Origin of the sequence: Paraburkholderia podalyriae (assembly GCF_014397785.1) — a bacterium.
Taxonomy (GTDB): Bacteria; Pseudomonadota; Gammaproteobacteria; order Burkholderiales; family Burkholderiaceae; genus Paraburkholderia; species Paraburkholderia podalyriae.
The window spans coordinates 245,071-262,127 of the sequence record NZ_VZQQ01000008.1 but is presented as its reverse complement, the minus strand read 5'-3'; the positions used below and the strand labels follow the sequence as shown (position 1 = coordinate 262,127).

The window sequence follows — 17,057 nt, the reverse complement described above, 5'->3', positions numbered from 1 at the left end:
TTGGATAGCCATGCGTGGAGGCCCAACGCGAAACCCTACCGAACCAGCCGCGTCGTCCCTCGCCCACGCGGATCGGCCGCCGGCTCCGGCGTGTCCCCGTCGATCCTGATGACTTGAACATCACCGGTGAAATCCTGCCTTTCCAGCTTGTAGCCCTTCGCCTCGAGCTGCTGCGCGAGTTCGCCCTCGATCGGCTTGTACGGCTCCGAATAGATCGTATTCGGCGGCAATAGCTGGTGATGGAAACGCATCGCGGCGAGCGCATCCGGCAGTGGCATGCCGTAGTCGTAGATATTGTTGATCACCTGGAAGATCGACGTGAAGATGCGCGATCCGCCCGGCGTACCGATCACGAGCGCGACCCTGCCGTCTTTCGTCAAAATCGTCGGCGCCATCGACGACAACGGGCGCTTCTTCGGCTCAATCGCGTTCGCGTCGCTGCCGACCACGCCGAACATGTTTGCGGCGCCCGGCTTCGCGGAGAAGTCGTCCATCTCGTCGTTCAGCACGATGCCGGCCCGATCCACGACGACGCCCGAGCCGAACGCGCCGTTCAGCGTGTACGTGTTCGACACCGCGTTGCCCCATTTGTCGACCACCGAAAAATGCGTGGTCTGCGCCTTCTCCGGCATCGATGTTCCGAGTCCAGGTTGAATGCTCCGTGTGTCCGACGGCACATTCAGATCGATTTCTGCCGCGCGCTTCGCCAGATACGGGTCGTCGATCAGTTGCGCGACCGGCACCTTGTAGAAATCCGGGTCGCCGAGATACTGCGCGCGGTCCGCGAACACGCGCTTTTCGAGCTCCGCGATCAGATGCACGTATTGCGCGGAATTGAGCGGCACGTCCTTGAAGTCGGGCGCGAGATCGGCCTTCATCTTCAGCAGTTGCACGAGCCCGACGCCACCCGAACTCGGCGGCGGCGCGGTGATCACGCGATAGCCGTTCCAGTCCGCCTGCACCGGTTCGCGCCACACGGCCTTGTACTGCGCGAGATCGGCCTTCGTCATCAGGCCGTGGCCGCGCATCGAAGCGGCGATCAGATCCGCGGTCTTGCCCGTGTAGAAATCTTTCGCGCCCTGGTCGGAAATGCGCTGCAATACCGCGGCAAGGTCAGGCTGTTTGAAGGTGACGCCCTGCTTAAGATTGCCGAAGTAGGTGTCGAAATTGGTCTTGCCCGCGAAGTCCCTTGCCGCATCGTCGCGCAGCTTCTGCAGTTGCGGGGCGACCACGAAGCCGTCGCGCGCATAGTGAATAGCCGGCGCGAGCACCTGCTGCCACTTCAGTTTGCCGAAACGGCGCTGCGCTTGCCACATGCCGTCGACGGTGCCCGGCACGCCCACCGCGCGATAGCCGATCAGGCTCATGTCCTTGATGACCTCGCCCTTGTCGTCGAGATACATGTTCTTCGTCGCGGCGAGCGGCGCGCGCTCGCGATAGTCGAGGAAATACGGCTTGCCGCCGACATACAGCGTCATGAACCCGCCGCCGCCGATGTTGCCCGCATCCGGGAGCGTGACCGCAAGCGTGAAGGCGATCGCGGTGGCCGCATCGACGGCATTGCCGCCCTCGTTGAAGATCTGCTCGGCGGCATCGGCGCTGTACGAGTCGGGCACCGCGATCGCCGAATCGGCAAGCACGACCGGTTGCGTCTTCGCGGGCGCTTTCGCGACGGCAGGCACCGGTTCGAGAAAAGCGGTCGAAATGCAGACGAGCGCGATCAGTGCGAAACCGCTGATCGAAGCGCTGGCTGAAGCTTTGACGTTGCGGAACAAGTTCATGTCCTCCTTATCGATGACGCCTGCATCCGTACCATTGCTTACGCTCTCCCGCGGCTGCCGCGCGCAATCTCATCACCCGCGTCTCGTGGCAGGCGCCGCGTAATCGGGATCGACAGGCACGAGAATAGACCGACGACGACAAACGCCGGCCAGAAATCGGAGAACACGATGGTCGGATGCCCTTGCACCTGATGCGAAATCTGCAGCACGATGCCCGAGATGGTCACGCCGAGGCCGAGCGACATCTGCTGGATGACGCTCGCGACACTCGTCGCGCGACCGACGTCGCTGCCCGGAATATCCGCATAGGCAAGCGTATTGAGCGACGTGAATTGCAGAGACGGAAAGAAGCCGCCCACCAGCACGATGCACCAGATCACCCAATGCGGCGTACCGGGAAAGAACAGTCCGTACACAGCGATCGCGAGACCCGCGCACGCGGCGTTGACCATCAGCACCGTACGAAAGCCGAAGCGCTCGAGAATGCGCGACGCCATCGTCTTCATGAATATCGAGCCGAACGCGGACGCGCACGTGATCGCGCCCGCTCTGAATGCGGTCATGCCGAGCCCTTCCTGCAACGCGAGCGGCAACAGGAACGGCACGGCGCCTAGACCGATACGGAACAGCGAACCGCCGATGACGCTCGCATGAAAACTCGGAATACGGAGCAGACGCAGGTCGAGCACCGGCAGCGCGACGCGGCTCGCATACAGCACATAAACCACCAGCAGCACGATGCCGGTCACGCACATGCCGACCGATTCTCGCGTCGACACGAGTTCGCCGCCGACCAGCGAGAGCCCGAGCATGAACAGCGAAGCTCCGCTCGCCGAAAGCACGAAACCGAGCCAGTCGAGCCGGCCCGGATGCGGCTCGCGTGTATTGGCGATGTACTTGTTGGTCAGCCAGATGCCGAGCAGGCCGATCGGCACGTTGATCACGAAGATCAAACGCCAGTGCAGATAGGTTGTGATAAAGCCGCCGAGCGGCGGCCCGACCACCGGACCGAGCAACGCCGGCACCGTCAGATAGTTCATCGCGCGAATGAACTCCGACTTCGGCAGCGAACGGAAGATGATGATGCGGCCCACCGGCACCATCAGCGCGCCGCCGATGCCCTGCACGAAGCGCGCGAGCACGAAGGTACCGAGCGAAGTGGAGGCCGCGCACATCAGCGAGCCCGCCATGAAGACGCCGATGGCCGTGCGGAACACGGTGCGAGAACCAAAGCGGTCGGCGACCCAGCCGCAGATCGGGATGAACACGCCAAGGCCGATCACATACGCGGTGACCGCAAGCTTCAGCGTGATCGGATCGTGACCGAGGTCGCGTGCCAGAACCGGCAGCGACGTCACGATGACCGTGCCGTCCACGTTTTCCATGAACATCGCGCACGCGACGATCAGCGGAACGATGAAAGCGCTTGGAGCAAGCAGCATTGTCATGGCGACGGGCGGCCAGCCATCAATGGAAAGCGTCGATTATGGCATCGCGGCGGCAACAAATGTTGTCGCGCGAGCGGATTTTGCCGTGCGCCGCCGTGCATCGGCGGCACGTTGATTGGAGGTCCGGGTTGCGAACTCATAGGGCGCAAAATATACGGGATTCTGAAAGCTTGCTTTCATACCGCAGGCTTTTTGCAGCTTGAAATGCCGTTCGCGTTTCCGTCACAGAGCGCAACTCGCTGAATCGCTGTACAGTGCGAATCCAGTTGCGCCAGTCACTCGGAATCTTTCGATGTGCGGCACCGCTCGCGCCCTCCGAGGGATGGCGCGGTGGTTGCTAATCCACGACATCGATTGTGGACGCCCGCCTACGCTCATGAACCGTCTTGTTGCCCCACTGCTGTTTGCCGCAGTCGCCGCGCTGCCGTTGTCTTCGTTCGCCGTGGAGCTCGGCGCGCCACTGGTATGCAATGAGAGCGGCCACCAGTTCATTGCTGATCTGATGCAGCAGCAGTTGATCAACCCGAAGCCGACGCACGTCGAAAGCAACTCGATCAACGCGTTCTCGCCGATGCCTGACGCGCATCTGACCGCGTTCGGTTTCCGCGTATTCGCGGTGGTGGGATTCGAAAAGGACGACCCGATATTCCGGGTCGGCGACGGTGAACCGGTCGCGCAGTCCGCGTATGGGGTCGTCGTGTTCGGCAGCGACGACAACGTGAAAAGCGCGCTCGCGAACGCCGGCAGTACGGCGATCGTGCATCACGTCGCGCCGCTGATCACCGCGATTTTTTGCAAGCGCAGCTAACCCGGTTCATCCCGGTCGACGAAATTCGTTCGCCACCCACGCCGCGGCGCTCGCGTTGCTGAGCTTGAACGTCGGCGCAACCTGTACTTGCGCGATCTGCTCGCCGAAAACATCGAGCGCGCTCAACAGTGCGTACGGCTCGTCTTCGTCGGGAATGATATCGAGAGTGATGTCGAGTTCGTCGTTGCCGTCCGCGCTCGTCACGCGCACCGCCTTATGCAGCTGCGCGCGCAGCTGCTGCTCGTGACGACGCAGCACTTCCGCCGCCGTTTTTACGAGCGTGTTGAACGCCGCTACGTCGAGCGGCTTTGGGTCCTTCTTGTTGCGGCCCATCGTCCACGGTCCGACGAGCGCCGGCTCCGCCTCGCCGTCCTTGATCATTTCGACGGCCCAGCCCTCGTCGTCTTCGTTCTTGACGATGCGCGCGGTCCAGCCGTTGTCGCGCCACAGACGCGCTTCATGCACGCTGTCTTCCGGTCCGGAAGAATCGTCGGTCAAGAACTCGGCAGGGGTGTCGGACGAGGAAAAGGGCATGTCGTTCATCACAGGGTCACTCACTTCGCGGGGCGCACAAACAGATTTTGAACCTGCGATTCTACCTGCCCTGCCCGCTTCGCCCTGCTCGCTCTGACGAACGGACAAGGCGCGTTCGGAACGGCGAAGCACGGTCAGCGGGCGAAAAGTTTGACTTGCCCGTATGCGACGATCTGTAAATCGGCTTCGAAAATCACATAAAAAAACGCGGCCCGAAAGCCGCGTGTAAAAATGAAAAAGACTCCCTTTGGTCAAAGGGGTCTATCGAAATTATAAGTGGCATTTCACCGCGATTTGAGGCTTTCTCTGGAAGACTGCATTGCGCAAAACAGAGGGAATCAGCGCACACGGCGCCATCCGCGTCCCCTTGCACGGGTCCCGAAAGCCTTTATCGGATTTAACAGCGCATCTACCCATTCATCTTAAAAATAATTTCCTTTTCCAGACCTCCACTTACGCGATTAATTCACATAATCCGGAATTTGAAAAATGGATTGCTGTAGCGCGTAATTAAATATCGAATGAACGCATGGCCGCGCCAGTGACGACGTCGACGCATGCTCGGTATACTGCCCCGGCCGCCGTGCGACGCCGCGAAATCGCGTCGCCCGCACAGCGGCTTCGTCGCGAAGCATCGCGCTGTACGCCAGCGCTTCGCCCGCGCCTCACCTTCCCATGAACGGGACCGCCGACGATCTGATCATGAAAAGACCTCTGCTGCTTGCCACCGCTGTCGCCTTCACTGCCACCCTCACCGCTTGCGGTTCGTCGGGCGGCCCCGCGCGCGATGCGTCCGCGCCGCTCGTGTATGTCTCGTCGTCACGCACGCCTGCCTCCATCGCCGCCTGTCTTGAAGAACGTCTGCCGCGCGTGCGTACGTCGCACGCCGGTGCCGCGACCGAACTCGCGGTCGGCTCCGATTCGCATAATTCGTATTTCGTCACGCTGACGCCGCTCAACGGCAGCACGGTCATCAAGGTCATGCGTCCGGCCGATGCGCCCGACGATCCACCCGAAGAGGAGATGCGCTTCGATGTCGCGCGCTGCGCGACCTGAGCGGCACGCCGCACGTGAACGCGATGTGCCAAGGCTGATGCGCGAATTTTTATCGCGCGCATCGGCTATTTTTTTATCCGCTCATCTGCGAACATGGCCGCCCTTTGTTTTTCGCGCGGCACGCGTGCCGCGAGTTTCGATGGCATCCAGCAAAGCGCATCATGCGACCGGTTTCGCAGCCGGCATCATCGCGGCGGCGATCGTCGCGCGCAGCGGCGGCGGTCCGTTTCATCCGGCCGTGTTGCTCAGCTTCATCGCCGGCGTGGCCGGCAGCACCGCGCCGGACTGGCTCGAAGTCGCATGGTGGTCGCGCGCGCGGCGGCTGTGGATCACCCATCGCACGTTGACGCATTGGGGCATCGGCTGGCTCGCGCTGCTCGCGGTGTCGTATCACACGCTCGGACATTCGATCTACGCCGCGCCCGCGTTCGGCTTCGCGTGCGGCGGCCTGATGCATCTGCTCGCCGACTGGCCGAATCCGCTCGGCGTGCCGTGGATCGCCGGGCGGCATTCGTTGAATCTATGGAATAGCGGGCACTGCGATCTGATCGTCGTCGCGGCGTCGTGGGCGGCCGCATGGTTGATCGGCGAGCATGTGTGGCTGCACAGCATGCATGCGTTGCCATGGTTGCGCCATTGGCCGATCAGCTAGGCGCGGCGATGCATCCGGCCGCCGCTAGCTGTGTGTCACTGCCGCCCGTTGTCGGTGCGCTCTCCTTCGCGGACCTTGCCTTGCGATACGCTGCTGCCAGGCGGCACGCTATGCGTGAGCCACACGTTGCCGCCGATCACCGAACCGCGCCCGATCGTCACGCGTCCGAGGATCGTCGCGCCCGCGTAGATCACGACGTCGTCCTCGACGATCGGATGCCGCGCGTTGCCCTTGATCAGCGTGCCGTCCTCGTCGGCCGCGAAGCTCTTCGCGCCGAGCGTGACCGCCTGGTATACGCGCACGCGCTCGCCGATGATCGCGGTCTCGCCGATCACCACGCCGGTGCCATGATCGATGAAGAAGCTCGGCCCGATCGTCGCGCCCGGGTGAATGTCGATGCCGGTCGCCGAGTGCGCGATCTCGTTGATGAAGCGCGCGAGCAGCGGTACGCCGAGCCGGTGCAACGCATGCGCGAGACGGTGATGCGTCATCGCCCACACGCCCGGATAGCACAGCAGGATTTCGGTGATGTGCTGCGCGGCGGGGTCGCCGGTGAACGCCGCCTGGATGTCGCTGACGAGCAGCGCGCGGATGCCCGCCAGTTGCGTCGCGAACTCGCGCGCCACCGCGAACGCGCGCTCCCGCAATTCGGCGTCAGGCGTCGCGCCGAACTCGGGCAGAAAGCGCAGCGCGCGGCGAATCTGTTCGGCGAGCAGGCGCAAGGTGCTTTCGAGCGTATGGCCGACGTAGTAGTCGACCGTCTCGTCGGTTAGATCGGGCGCGCCGTAATGCGTCGGAAACATCGCGGCGCGCAGGCCAGCCACGATATTGACCACCGCTTCACGCGATGGCAACTCGCGAATGCCGAGCGGATGCCGCGTGCGATGCAATTGTTCGCGCGAGGCGCGCAGATCGGCGACGATCTGTTCAAGGCCCCAGTTGTGGGAAGGCACGTTGGGCATAAGGGACGGCGCCATGCGGCGCTTGCGGTTCAAAGTGGGGATGCAGCAGAGATTACCGCGTTTTAACGCCGCCCGCGCGGCAGCGCGGAGGTCGGCTCGAATTGACTGCGTCGCCTTGCCTTGACTCGCGTTCGCTTGCGGCGGAACGCACGCACCGTTCCCTGATTTCAGATAGTCAGACTGCTCGCGTCGATCCAGCGCACGGCCCAATCGCGCGCGTGCGCGATCGCGGCGGCTTCGTCGGAGAAGCGCAGTTCCGTGGGGAAGAAACGGTTGGCGACCAGTTCGCCGTCGCTCGAGCGCGAGATCACCACATACGGTTGCCAGGAGCCGTCGCCCGAGCGCGCCGGTTCGCAATTCAGAAGATAGCCGCGATGTGTGAATGCAGCATCGAAGTGCATGAGTCACCCGCCCCTGAAGCCCCGTAACATTTTCTCAGTCGCGCGACCATTTGTTTGTTCGCTTTTTCCGACCATGCTGAAACAGCCGAAGTATTGCCGCCAATTTAACCGCGCATCGCTCGCAGGAGTAAGATGATACTCTGTAGAAAATACGCGTCCATTAAAAAAAAACGAAGTGAATCGCGGAGTTCATCGCCACTCAATCGCGAGGCAACGCCACTCGCATCGGAGTATGGCGGAGAACGCATCGCGAAGCCCGCGCATAGCGGCGCCGTGCCAATCGGAACGGCTTTTGCTCCCTTCTTCGACCATGTCCTCCCAGGAGAATGCACGATGAACAGCGCGATTAGCAAACCGGAAAACGCCGGTACGAAACCGGACCCGAAGGACCCACGAAGCACGGACGTGCACAACGACCGCACTCACGACAGCACGGTCGACACCGACGGCAAGAACCGCGAAGCGGCCCGTCTCGCGGGCCACGGCGCGATCTCGCCCGACGCGATCACGACCAGCAATGCGACGCTCGAGAACAGCGTGCCCGAGTCGCTCGACGGCATGGCCGGTTTCGACAGCCGGGTCGGCGGCAATCATCTGCTGCTCGCGCTCGAGCCGGGCTACGCGGTCATCGACAAGGGCATGGCCGAGCCGGTTGGCGACTACTCGGCCGACCATCAGTACGACGACCCGCGTCCGGTCGGACAGCGCCAGGAGCGTGGCCGCATTCACTACGCGCTCAATCATTTGCGGCCCGCGCGCGTGATCGAATTACATCGGGTGAAATAGGCGGGTGTGCGTATCATCCCTTTATACGCGCGCGTTCGACGTTCGAGAATCACCGTGCATATTCCGATTAATCAGGCAATGACGTGGCACGCACCGTTTAATTCTGGTGCGTGCCTTGCTTTGTTTAATATCGGTTCGCTTAACGGAGTTGCGGATGAAAATATCGCGTGAGGTACTGAGCGTCAGTGAATCTCCGGCTCGCCAGAGCCATCGGGACTCGCGCCGACGCGCCGCAGGAAGTCGAAATCGCAGCCTTGATCAGCCTGCATCACGTGCGCCTGGTGCAGGGCGCCATAGCCGCGCTCGAAGCGCGCCGCCGGTTTGACCCACGCGGCCTTGCGGCGCGCGAGTTCTTCATCCGATACCAGCACGTTCAGCCTGCGGCGCGGCACATCGAGTTCGATCAGATCGCCGCTTTCCACCAACGCGAGCGGTCCGCCGACGAACGCCTCGGGCGCCACGTGCAGCACGCACGCGCCATAGCTCGTGCCGCTCATCCGCGCATCGGAGATACGCACCATGTCGCGTACGCCTTTTTGCAGCAGCTTGCGCGGAATCGGCAGTTGGCCCCACTCCGGCATGCCCGCGCCGACCGGCCCCGCGTGCCGCAGCACGAGCACGCAGCTTGCGTCGATGTCGAGCGAGTCGTCGTCGATGCGCGCGGCCATATCGTTGTAGTCGTTGAACACGACTGCGCGGCCCGTATGCACGAGCAGATGCGGCTCGGCCGCGCCGGGCTTGATCACGGCGCCGTCGGGCGCGAGATTGCCGCGCAGCACCGCGAGGCTACTGTCACGCAGCACCGGATTCGCGCGGCGGCGAATCACGTCGTCGTTGAAAATGCGCGCGCCAGCAAGGTTCTCGCCGAGCGTGCTGCCGTTCACGGTTTTCTGCGAGCCGTCGATCAGTTCGCCCAGTTCCGCGAGCAGCCCACGCAAACCGCCCGCGTAGAAAAAGTCCTCCATCAGGTAAGCGCCGGTCGGCCGGATGTTCGCGAGCACGGGCGTACGGCGCGCGATCTCGTCGAAGCGATCGAGCGTCAACTCGATGCCCGCGCGCCGCGCCAGCGCGATCATATGCACGACCGAATTGGTCGATCCGGACAGCGCGACGCAAGTCGTTACCGCGTTATCGACCGATGCCGCCGTGATCAGGTCCGACGGCTTCAGATCCTCCCACACCATCTCGACGATACGCATGCCGGTTTTCGCGGCCATCTGCGCATGACGCGAATCGGGCGCGGGAATCGACGCGAAGCCGGGCAGCGTGAAGCCCAGCGCTTCGGCCGCGCTCGTCATCGTCGACGCGGTGCCCATCGTCATGCAGTGCCCCGGCGAACGCGCGATGCCACCCTCGACGCCCTGCCAGTCATCCGGCGTCAGCGTGCCCGCTCGCAGTTCGGCCCAGTACCGCCATGAATCGGAACCCGAGCCGAGCGTCACGCCGTTCCAGTTGCCGCGCAGCATCGGTCCGGCGGGCAGAAAGATGGCCGGCAGATCCATCGAGATCGCACCCATCAGCAACGCGGGCGTGGTCTTGTCGCAGCCGCCCATCAACACCACTCCATCGGCGGGATAGGAGCGCAGCATCTCCTCGGCTTCCATCGCGAGGAAATTGCGGTACAGCATCGTGGTGGGCTTCTGGAACGGCTCGGACAGCGTATGCACCGGCAGTTCGATCGGGAAGCCGCCAGCCTGCCAGATGCCGCGCTTCACTTCCTCGACGCGCTGCTTGAAATGCGTATGGCACGGATTGATCTCGCTCCACGTGTTCAGAATCGCGATGACCGGCTTGCCCGCGTATTCGTCGCGGTCGTAGCCCATCTGCGCCGTGCGCGAGCGGTGGCCGAACGAACGCAGATCGTTCGCGCCGTACCAGCGATGACTGCGCAATTCCTCGGGGGTCTTTCTCTTCGTCAACGTCTACTCCACGATTGCCGCCGACCATGGGTCAGCGCCTCTGTTCTTTCACGCGGGACACGATCTGCGTCGGGCTCACGAATTGAAGTGCGATCAGCACCCAGATCAACGTGATCGCCATATAGATCATCGCCATCGCATCGATCGATTGCGGCGCTCGCACGCCGGTGGAAAACACTGCGTAATACAACGCGACCACTAGCGTTTGCGTCGCCGGACCGGCCGTAAAAAACGTCAGCTCGAACATGCCGATCGTGCGCACCAGCACGAGCAGGCCTGCCGCCAGCATACCCGGCACGAGCAGCGGCAGCAGCACATAACGGAAATAGCGGAACGTGTTCGCGCCGAAAATGCGCGCGGCCGCCTCGAGATTCGGATCGATCTGCTCGATGAACGGCGTCATCACGAGAATCACGAACGGCAGCGCCGGTACCAGATTCGCGAGAATCACGCCCCATAACGTGCCGGCGAGTCCGACCTTGTACATCACGGTCGCCATCGGAATGCCGTAGGTGACGGGCGGCACCATCAACGGCAGCAGAAAGATCAGCATCGCGAGGCGCTTGCCTGTGAATTGCACGCGCGCGAGCGCATACGCGGCAGGCACGCCGAGCAGCACCGACAGCAGCACGACCGCGCCGACCACCTGCACGGTCACCCACAGCACGCTCGCGAGCTGAAAGTCGCTCCACGCCTGCGCATACCAGTGCAGCGTGAAGCCTTGCGGCAACGCGGTGCCGAACCAGCGCGTCGCGATCGAATTCACCGCGACGGTCGCGATCAGCAGCACGACGTTGATCAGGAAGAACGCCATCACGGCCCACACCAGCGCCTGCCAGATACGGCCCGGCAGGTTCGCGCGCTGACGGGCGTGCTGCGCGGGCTCGCGCGCGCCGTCGCCCGGCTGAGGCGCGGCGGAAGCGGAGGTTGACGCGGACCAGTCGGGCTGCGTCGCGCGGCGATCGGTCGTCATCAGCCTTTGCCTCCCGTTGCGGGACCACGATAGAACCAGCGACGCGCGCCGAGCAGCGCGGCGACCACCAGCAGTTGCACGAAGCCCATCACCATCGCGATCGCCGACGCAAGCGAATAGTCGTAGCTCTCGAACGCGGCTTCGGCCGCGGCAATCGACATCACGCGTGTCGGACCCGCGGGCGCGCCGAGCAGCACCGCGGACGGAAACACCGAGAACGCCTGCACGAACGACAGACACGCGGCCATCGTAAGCCCCGGCACGAGCAGCGGCAGATAGATGCGGCGAAACTGCTGCCAAGGACTCGCGCCGAGCGTCGCGGCCGCGCTCGCGAGCGTGGGATCGATGCCGGTCACGTACGACAGGGTCAGCAGAAACGCGAACGGAAAGCCCGACACGATCAGCGACAGCAGCACGCCCGTGAAGTTGTGCGTGAGCCGCACTTCGCGCGTGTACAGATGCAGCGCCTGCAACGCCTGCGGCAACCAGCCGTGCGGACCGAAGTACGTGAGCATGCCGTCGGCGATCAGCACAGTGCCGAGCGTCACCGGAATCACCAGCAGCGTCGTGACGATCTTCTGATAACGCGAGTAGCGGCGCAGCGCGAACGCGACCGGCACCGACACGCCGACGTTGATCAGCGTGGCCGGTACCGACAGCTTCAGCGTGACGAGGATCGTCGGCCACATCGACATGTCGGTGAAGAACGTCAGATAGTTGGCCCATACCCCGCCGCCGTTCATCGGCCGGAACGACAGCGCGAGACCATACGCGAACGGATAGATGAACAGCGCGACGATAAAGAGCAGCGCGGGCGCGACGAGCCAGGCCTTGGCATCGCGCGGCGCGCGGGACCTAAGCGGGGGGACAAGCGTCGGCGTGTTCATGCGGCCTCGGCGTCGTAGACGAGCACGCACGACGGCCGCACGCGCAGCGTGATGCGCTCGCCCTCCGCGCATTCGCCGGTCACGCGCGCCCACACGTCGCCGAACGCGGTCTTCGCGCGCAGCAGCGAATCGTGGCCGCCGTATTCGACCGCGTCGATCAGCGCATCGAACGCGTTGTCGGCGCCGGGCTCGGCGCGCTCCATGTCTTCGGGACGCAGCGCGACACTGACGCGTTTGCCGTCGAAGCCCGCCATCGGCGTGCCGAGGAGCCGCACGCCGTCCGCACTGACCGCGACACCATCGCCTTGCGTGCCCTCCAGCGTGAACTCGGCCACATTGCGATAGCCCATGAAGCGCGCGACGTGCAGATTGCGCGGCCGCGTATAGACCTCCTTCGGCGTCGCGACCTGCTGCACGACGCCCTCCCTCATCACGACGATGCGATCGGCCATCGACAGCGCTTCGTCCTGATCATGCGTCACGTACAGCGTCGCGCGTTCGAGTTGGGTATGGATGCGGCGAATCTCCGCGCGCATTTCGATGCGCAGCTTCGTATCGAGATTCGACAGCGGCTCGTCCATCAGGATCAGCGGCGGCTCGATCACGATCGCACGCGCGATCGCGACTCGCTGTTGCTGGCCACCGGACAATTGGCCGGGCAGCTTGTGCTCATGACCGGTCAGTTGCACCAGTTGCAGGGCCTCGCGTGCACGGCGCGCGATCTCGCTTCTGCCGACGCCGCGCATCTTGAGCCCGAAGCCGACGTTGTCCAGCACGCTCATGTGCGGGAACAGCGCGTAGTTCTGGAACACCATGCCGAAGCCGCGCTTTTCCGGCGGCAGCACGTCGATGCGCCGCGCGTCGAGCCAGATGCCGCCGCCGGTGAGCGGCTGCAATCCGGCGATGCAGTTCAACGCCGTCGATTTGCCACAACCCGACGGCCCCAGCAGCGCGATGAATTCGCCACGCCGGATCGTCAGATCCAGACCCTGCAGCGCGGCGATCGCGTGGCCTTGCGCGTTCGTGAAACTGCGGCTCACCGAATCGAGCCGCAACTGCTCAAAGTGATGCTTCATGGCGTTTCCTGGTTCGCGTGGGGCGACGGATGTCGCGAGTGCCGCGCTTGCGGTACGCGCGGCACATCAGGCAGTCAAGCCGAGGCGCGCGTGATCGCTGAAAACACGCAGCGCGGCGGGACCTCACGCCGCGCTGCGTTTCGCCTCGTTTTCCGTCGCAATGGTGAAGGCCTAACGGGTCTTCTGCGCGCCGATGTCGCTATCCCACTTCCTGAAGGCGGCGACCATCGCCGCTGCGTTCAGCGGCAAAGCATGCGGACGATCGGCCAACATCTTCGCGTATTCGGGCCGGCCATACTTTTGCAGTACCTCCTGGCTATGCGCGGGCGCCTGCTCGACGGTGACGCCCTTGATCGCCGGACCCGGATAGAAGTAGCCGTCGTCGTAGGTCAGCGCCTGCTGCGCGGGCTCCAGCATAAAGTTCATCATCTTGTACAGCACGTCGAGCTTTTCCTTCGGCACGCCCTTCGGGACCACCATGTAGTGCGCGTCGTTGACCCACGTCATGTTGTCGAACGGCTGTACGCGGAATTCGGCCGGCACGATGCCGAGCGCGCGCGGATTGATGTCCCAGCCGGTCACGGTCACGGTCATGTCGCGCGTGCCTTCGCCCAGTTCCTTCATCACCGCCGAGGTGCCGCCTGGATAGTACGGAATGCAGTCGTTCAACTGCTTGAGGAACGCCCACGTCTTGTCCCAGCCATGCACCGGGTCCTGCGGGTCCTTGTCGCCAAGCACGTAGGGCAAGCCCATCAGGAACGTGCGGCCAGGACCGGAATTGGCCGGGCGCGCGTAGATCAGCTTGTCGGGGTGGGCCTTGCACCATTGCAACAGTTGCTCGGGCGTCTTCGGCGGATCGCTGACCTTGGCCGGGTTGTATTCGAGCAGCGGACCGGCCGGCATATACGCGACCACGAGCCCATAGCCTTGCGCGAGGTCCTGCATCTTGCGGGGGCCCGGCGCGTACTTGTCGAGCGCACCCGGGAACTGCGCCGCGTTGTCGGGCAGCAGCTTGATCCACAGGTTCTGTTCGATGCCCGCCGCGAGCGCGTCGGTGCCAGTCAGCACGAGGTCGATGTCCGAGCGGCCCGCGGCCTGCATCGCCTTGATCTTGCCGGGCAATTGCGGCGCGGGCGCGTTCGTGAACGTGGTGTTCGCGACGAGATTCGGATACTTCGCCTTGAACGCCTCGAAGCCCTTCTGCGTGAGTTGAAGATCGCCGGCTACGTCGACGATATTGATCGTGACCGGATCGGCCGCGTGCGCGGCAACGGAGTACACCGCGCTCGCGGCGATACATACGGATACCAGCTTGAACGACAACCTGCGCGAAACAGTCATTGCGTCTCCTCGCTTCTTGGTATGGAAGCCCACCGGTCGATGCGGTGCGGGCGGTGTCTTTCTACCAATGGAACATAGCGAAGCGCAACAGCCGATGTCAAGCAAATAGTCGAGCGTGCGGGTGGTGCGCGAAAACGGCTTGTTTTACGTGAAATCCTTGCTGCTCAACGCCTGGCAACGCGCGTTAAGGGCAAACCCGAGCACCCGCCGCAGTTGCAACACAGGTTGTTTGGTAAGCGGACAACTGCTCAGCCGCCGCGCACGCCCTGGGTATTCACGAACAGCGAATACAAGCCGTGACTTGCCGCCATGAACAGACGGTTGCGATGCCGTCCGCCGAAGCACACGTTCGCGCAACGCTCCGGCAGCGCGATATGGCCGAGCGGTTCGCCCCGCGCGGTGAACACGCGCACGCCGTCCAGCTCGTCGGTGCCCATGCCCCAGCCGCACCACAAGTTGCCGTGCACGTCGACACGAAAACCGTCGGGTGTGCCCGGACCCGCGTCGATCAGCACGCGGTTGTTCGACAGCGTCGTGCCTTTGCCATCGGCCTCGACATCGAATACGCGGATCTTGCGCGGCTCGCCGCGCGATTGGACCACGTACAGCAGCGATTCGTCCGGTGAAAACGCGAGACCGTTCGGACCGAGCACGTCGTCGATGACCATCGACACCTCACCCGACTGGCCGTCGATCCGATACACGCATGCTTTCAGCTCCGACTGCTGCTGCTCGCCCTCGTAGAAACCGTCGATGCCGAAGCTCGGGTCGGTGAACCAGATCGAGCCGTCCGACTTCACGACCACGTCGTTCGGCGAATTGAAGCGCTTGCCCTGATAGCGATCGGCGAGCACGGTGATCGAGCCGTCGTACTCGGTGCGCGTCACACGCCGCGTCAGGTGCTCGCAACTGACGAGACGCCCTTCGCGATCGCGCGTATGGCCGTTCGCATTGTTCGACGATTGACGGAACGTGCTGACCGCGCCCGTCGTTTCGTCCCAGCGCAGGATGCGGTCGTTCGGGATGTCGCTCCACAGCAGATAGCGTCCATCGCCGAACCACACCGGTCCCTCCGACCAGCGCGTGCCCTGATACAAGCATTCGACCGACGCCGACGCGAGGATCAGCGACTTGAAGCGCGAATCGAACACGCGGATGGAGGGATCGGGATAACGTCGGCTGTGGTCGGTCATGCGGTGGTCTGCCTGTCGGAGCGGTTCGATTGGGTGCGCGCGAACTCGCGCTCGAGCGCGAGTAGCGTGCCTGCGGTCTGCGCGATCTTCGCATGATGCTCGCGCGGTGTCGAACTGAGCAGCGGCAGCAGCGGCCCCATGTCGGCGAGGCCCGTGAACGAGATCGCATCGTGCAACACGCGGATTAGCGAGATGTCGTTGCGCAGGGTTTCGAGCGGCATGAACGCATCGTACAGACGTTCGGCGGTGTTGTTGTCAGCGCGACCGGCGCTCTGCCCGCTCTGGCCGCTCTGCACCGCGCGCAGCAGCGCCATCACCATGCTCGGCGCGATGCAGCCGCTACCGGTCGTCCAGGCGGCGAGTCCAAACTCGCGCAGATGCACGAGCGCCGGCCGCTCGCCCATGCCCGACACGATCTTCGTGGCCGGCACGCGTTGCAGCAGCCGGCGCAGATACGGATCGTCAGCGGGATTGTCGCGCGGGATCGCATATTTGACGGCGCTCAACGTACCGCGCTCGACGAGCCGCGCGAGCGTATCGACATCGACGTAGTTTTCGCTTTTGAGATACACCGTGAGCGGCATGCCGGCCGTGTCGGCGACCCGCGTGAGGCCGGTCTCGACCCCCTCGAACGTGGTAAAGCCGCCGAGCGGCAGCACCATCGCGGTGCGGTAACGCGTCTGCGCGAGGATGCGCGCCTGATCGAGCATCTTGCCGTAGTCGGGACCGAGCGCCGGAATCACGCGAGTCCCGGGGCTCGCTGCGTCGGCGAGCAGCTCCAGCAGCTCGCGGTATTCGCTGAGCGCGACGTGATAGAGGTTCGCGTTGCCGCCATACAGTAGCGTGCGCACGCCGCCCGCTTCGATGTGGCGGATCAGCGCGAGATTCTGAACCGGGTCGAGCGTGTAGTCGGCGCGCCGCGCGAGCGGCGGCACGGCCATGACCGACGCGGCGAACTCGGCGTCGCGAAGCGGGGATTCGTTCATGATGGTCGACGCGGAAACGTACAAGGCGGAGGTTTCACGGTAGCATCGGCATCACAATGTTGTCAAACAACTTGCGCGTAACGATAGCCCGTCGTGGCGGCCGGCGTCGAATTGCCCGGCGCAGATCACCAAATTTCCTTTTGTATAACAATGGAGCCGGCCGGCACGCCGTGTGGCATCGGCGCCGCAGCCTCTTTTTGCGCGAGCAGGACGCGCGGCGAGCAATAACCCGCTTTCCCAGATAATCGGGTAAA

General features: G+C 63.7%; 17 protein-coding genes. 5 read left to right on the top strand and 12 right to left on the bottom strand.

What is annotated here, in order from left to right; genetic code table 11:
• Positions 1-35 precede the first annotated feature (35 nt).
• Positions 36-1,781 (bottom strand): gamma-glutamyltransferase, encoded by a 1,746-nt coding sequence (ggt, locus tag F6X42_RS12405; RefSeq protein WP_187634488.1) that lies wholly within the window; start codon positions 1,779-1,781, stop codon positions 36-38.
• Positions 1,782-1,819: 38 nt separating this feature from the next.
• Positions 1,820-3,223 carry an MFS transporter gene (locus tag F6X42_RS12400; RefSeq protein WP_187634518.1) on the bottom strand — a complete coding sequence of 468 codons (1,404 nt, stop codon included), beginning with the start codon at positions 3,221-3,223 and terminating at the stop codon, positions 1,820-1,822.
• Here F6X42_RS12400 and F6X42_RS12395 point away from each other — a divergent pair.
• Together F6X42_RS12395 and F6X42_RS12390 are read left to right on the top strand one after the other, a co-directional pair.
• The gene (locus F6X42_RS12395; protein ID WP_187634519.1) at positions 3,165-3,344 is read left to right on the top strand and encodes a hypothetical protein; all 180 of its coding nucleotides are present in this window, start codon (positions 3,165-3,167) and stop codon (positions 3,342-3,344) included. The genes F6X42_RS12400 and F6X42_RS12395 overlap by 59 nt on opposite strands.
• Before the next feature lie 261 nt (positions 3,345-3,605).
• Positions 3,606-4,037: a hypothetical protein gene (locus F6X42_RS12390; protein WP_187634487.1), complete on the top strand. Its 432-nt coding sequence runs from the start codon at positions 3,606-3,608 to the stop codon at positions 4,035-4,037.
• 6 nt (positions 4,038-4,043) lie between these two features.
• Here F6X42_RS12390 and F6X42_RS12385 read toward each other — a convergent pair whose 3' ends face one another.
• A complete protein-coding gene (locus F6X42_RS12385; protein WP_187634486.1) occupies positions 4,044-4,580 on the bottom strand; it encodes a hypothetical protein in 537 nt (178 codons plus the stop codon).
• A gap of 693 nt (positions 4,581-5,273) precedes the next feature.
• On the opposite strand from F6X42_RS12385, the gene F6X42_RS12380 reads away from it, so the two are divergent.
• The gene (locus tag F6X42_RS12380; protein ID WP_187634485.1) at positions 5,274-5,627 is read left to right on the top strand and encodes a hypothetical protein; all 354 of its coding nucleotides are present in this window, start codon (positions 5,274-5,276) and stop codon (positions 5,625-5,627) included.
• Between the two features lie 139 nt (positions 5,628-5,766).
• Complete coding sequence (locus tag F6X42_RS12375) at positions 5,767-6,279, top strand: metal-dependent hydrolase (protein WP_187634484.1); 513 nt, start codon at positions 5,767-5,769, stop codon at positions 6,277-6,279.
• 35 nt (positions 6,280-6,314) lie between these two features.
• Here the strand turns inward: F6X42_RS12375 and epsC are convergent, their stop codons facing one another.
• Together epsC and F6X42_RS12365 are read right to left on the bottom strand one after the other, a co-directional pair.
• Complete coding sequence (epsC, locus tag F6X42_RS12370) at positions 6,315-7,241, bottom strand: serine O-acetyltransferase EpsC (protein ID WP_187634517.1); 927 nt, start codon at positions 7,239-7,241, stop codon at positions 6,315-6,317.
• Between the two features lie 167 nt (positions 7,242-7,408).
• Positions 7,409-7,642 (bottom strand): hypothetical protein, encoded by a 234-nt coding sequence (locus F6X42_RS12365; protein ID WP_013092363.1) that lies wholly within the window; start codon positions 7,640-7,642, stop codon positions 7,409-7,411.
• Between the two features lie 333 nt (positions 7,643-7,975).
• Between F6X42_RS12365 and F6X42_RS12360 the strand changes: the two genes are divergently transcribed.
• Positions 7,976-8,428, top strand: a complete 453-nt coding sequence (locus tag F6X42_RS12360; protein ID WP_187634483.1) for a DUF3005 domain-containing protein — start codon at positions 7,976-7,978, stop codon at positions 8,426-8,428.
• A gap of 182 nt (positions 8,429-8,610) precedes the next feature.
• On the opposite strand, the gene araD is transcribed toward F6X42_RS12360, so the two are convergent.
• The 7 genes from araD to F6X42_RS12325 all read right to left on the bottom strand — a co-directional run bounded on the left by araD (position 8,611) and on the right by F6X42_RS12325 (position 16,803).
• Positions 8,611-10,347, bottom strand: a complete 1,737-nt coding sequence (gene araD, locus F6X42_RS12355) for an L-arabinonate dehydratase (RefSeq protein WP_187634482.1) — start codon at positions 10,345-10,347, stop codon at positions 8,611-8,613.
• A 31-nt stretch (positions 10,348-10,378) separates the two neighbouring features.
• Positions 10,379-11,320 (bottom strand): ABC transporter permease, encoded by a 942-nt coding sequence (locus F6X42_RS12350; RefSeq protein WP_187634481.1) that lies wholly within the window; start codon positions 11,318-11,320, stop codon positions 10,379-10,381.
• Positions 11,320-12,207, bottom strand: a complete 888-nt coding sequence (locus F6X42_RS12345) for an ABC transporter permease (RefSeq protein ID WP_187634480.1) — start codon at positions 12,205-12,207, stop codon at positions 11,320-11,322. The genes F6X42_RS12350 and F6X42_RS12345 overlap by 1 nt, the downstream gene beginning before the upstream one ends.
• Positions 12,204-13,283 (bottom strand): ABC transporter ATP-binding protein, encoded by a 1,080-nt coding sequence (locus F6X42_RS12340; RefSeq protein ID WP_187634479.1) that lies wholly within the window; start codon positions 13,281-13,283, stop codon positions 12,204-12,206. The genes F6X42_RS12345 and F6X42_RS12340 overlap by 4 nt, the downstream gene beginning before the upstream one ends.
• Positions 13,284-13,454: 171 nt before the next feature.
• Complete coding sequence (locus F6X42_RS12335; RefSeq protein WP_187634478.1) at positions 13,455-14,624, bottom strand: extracellular solute-binding protein; 1,170 nt, start codon at positions 14,622-14,624, stop codon at positions 13,455-13,457.
• Positions 14,625-14,872: 248 nt separating this feature from the next.
• Positions 14,873-15,817 carry an SMP-30/gluconolactonase/LRE family protein gene (locus F6X42_RS12330; RefSeq protein ID WP_187634477.1) on the bottom strand — a complete coding sequence of 315 codons (945 nt, stop codon included), beginning with the start codon at positions 15,815-15,817 and terminating at the stop codon, positions 14,873-14,875.
• Positions 15,814-16,803: a dihydrodipicolinate synthase family protein gene (locus tag F6X42_RS12325; RefSeq protein ID WP_187634476.1), complete on the bottom strand. Its 990-nt coding sequence runs from the start codon at positions 16,801-16,803 to the stop codon at positions 15,814-15,816. The genes F6X42_RS12330 and F6X42_RS12325 overlap by 4 nt, the downstream gene beginning before the upstream one ends.
• Positions 16,804-17,057 lie beyond the last annotated feature (254 nt).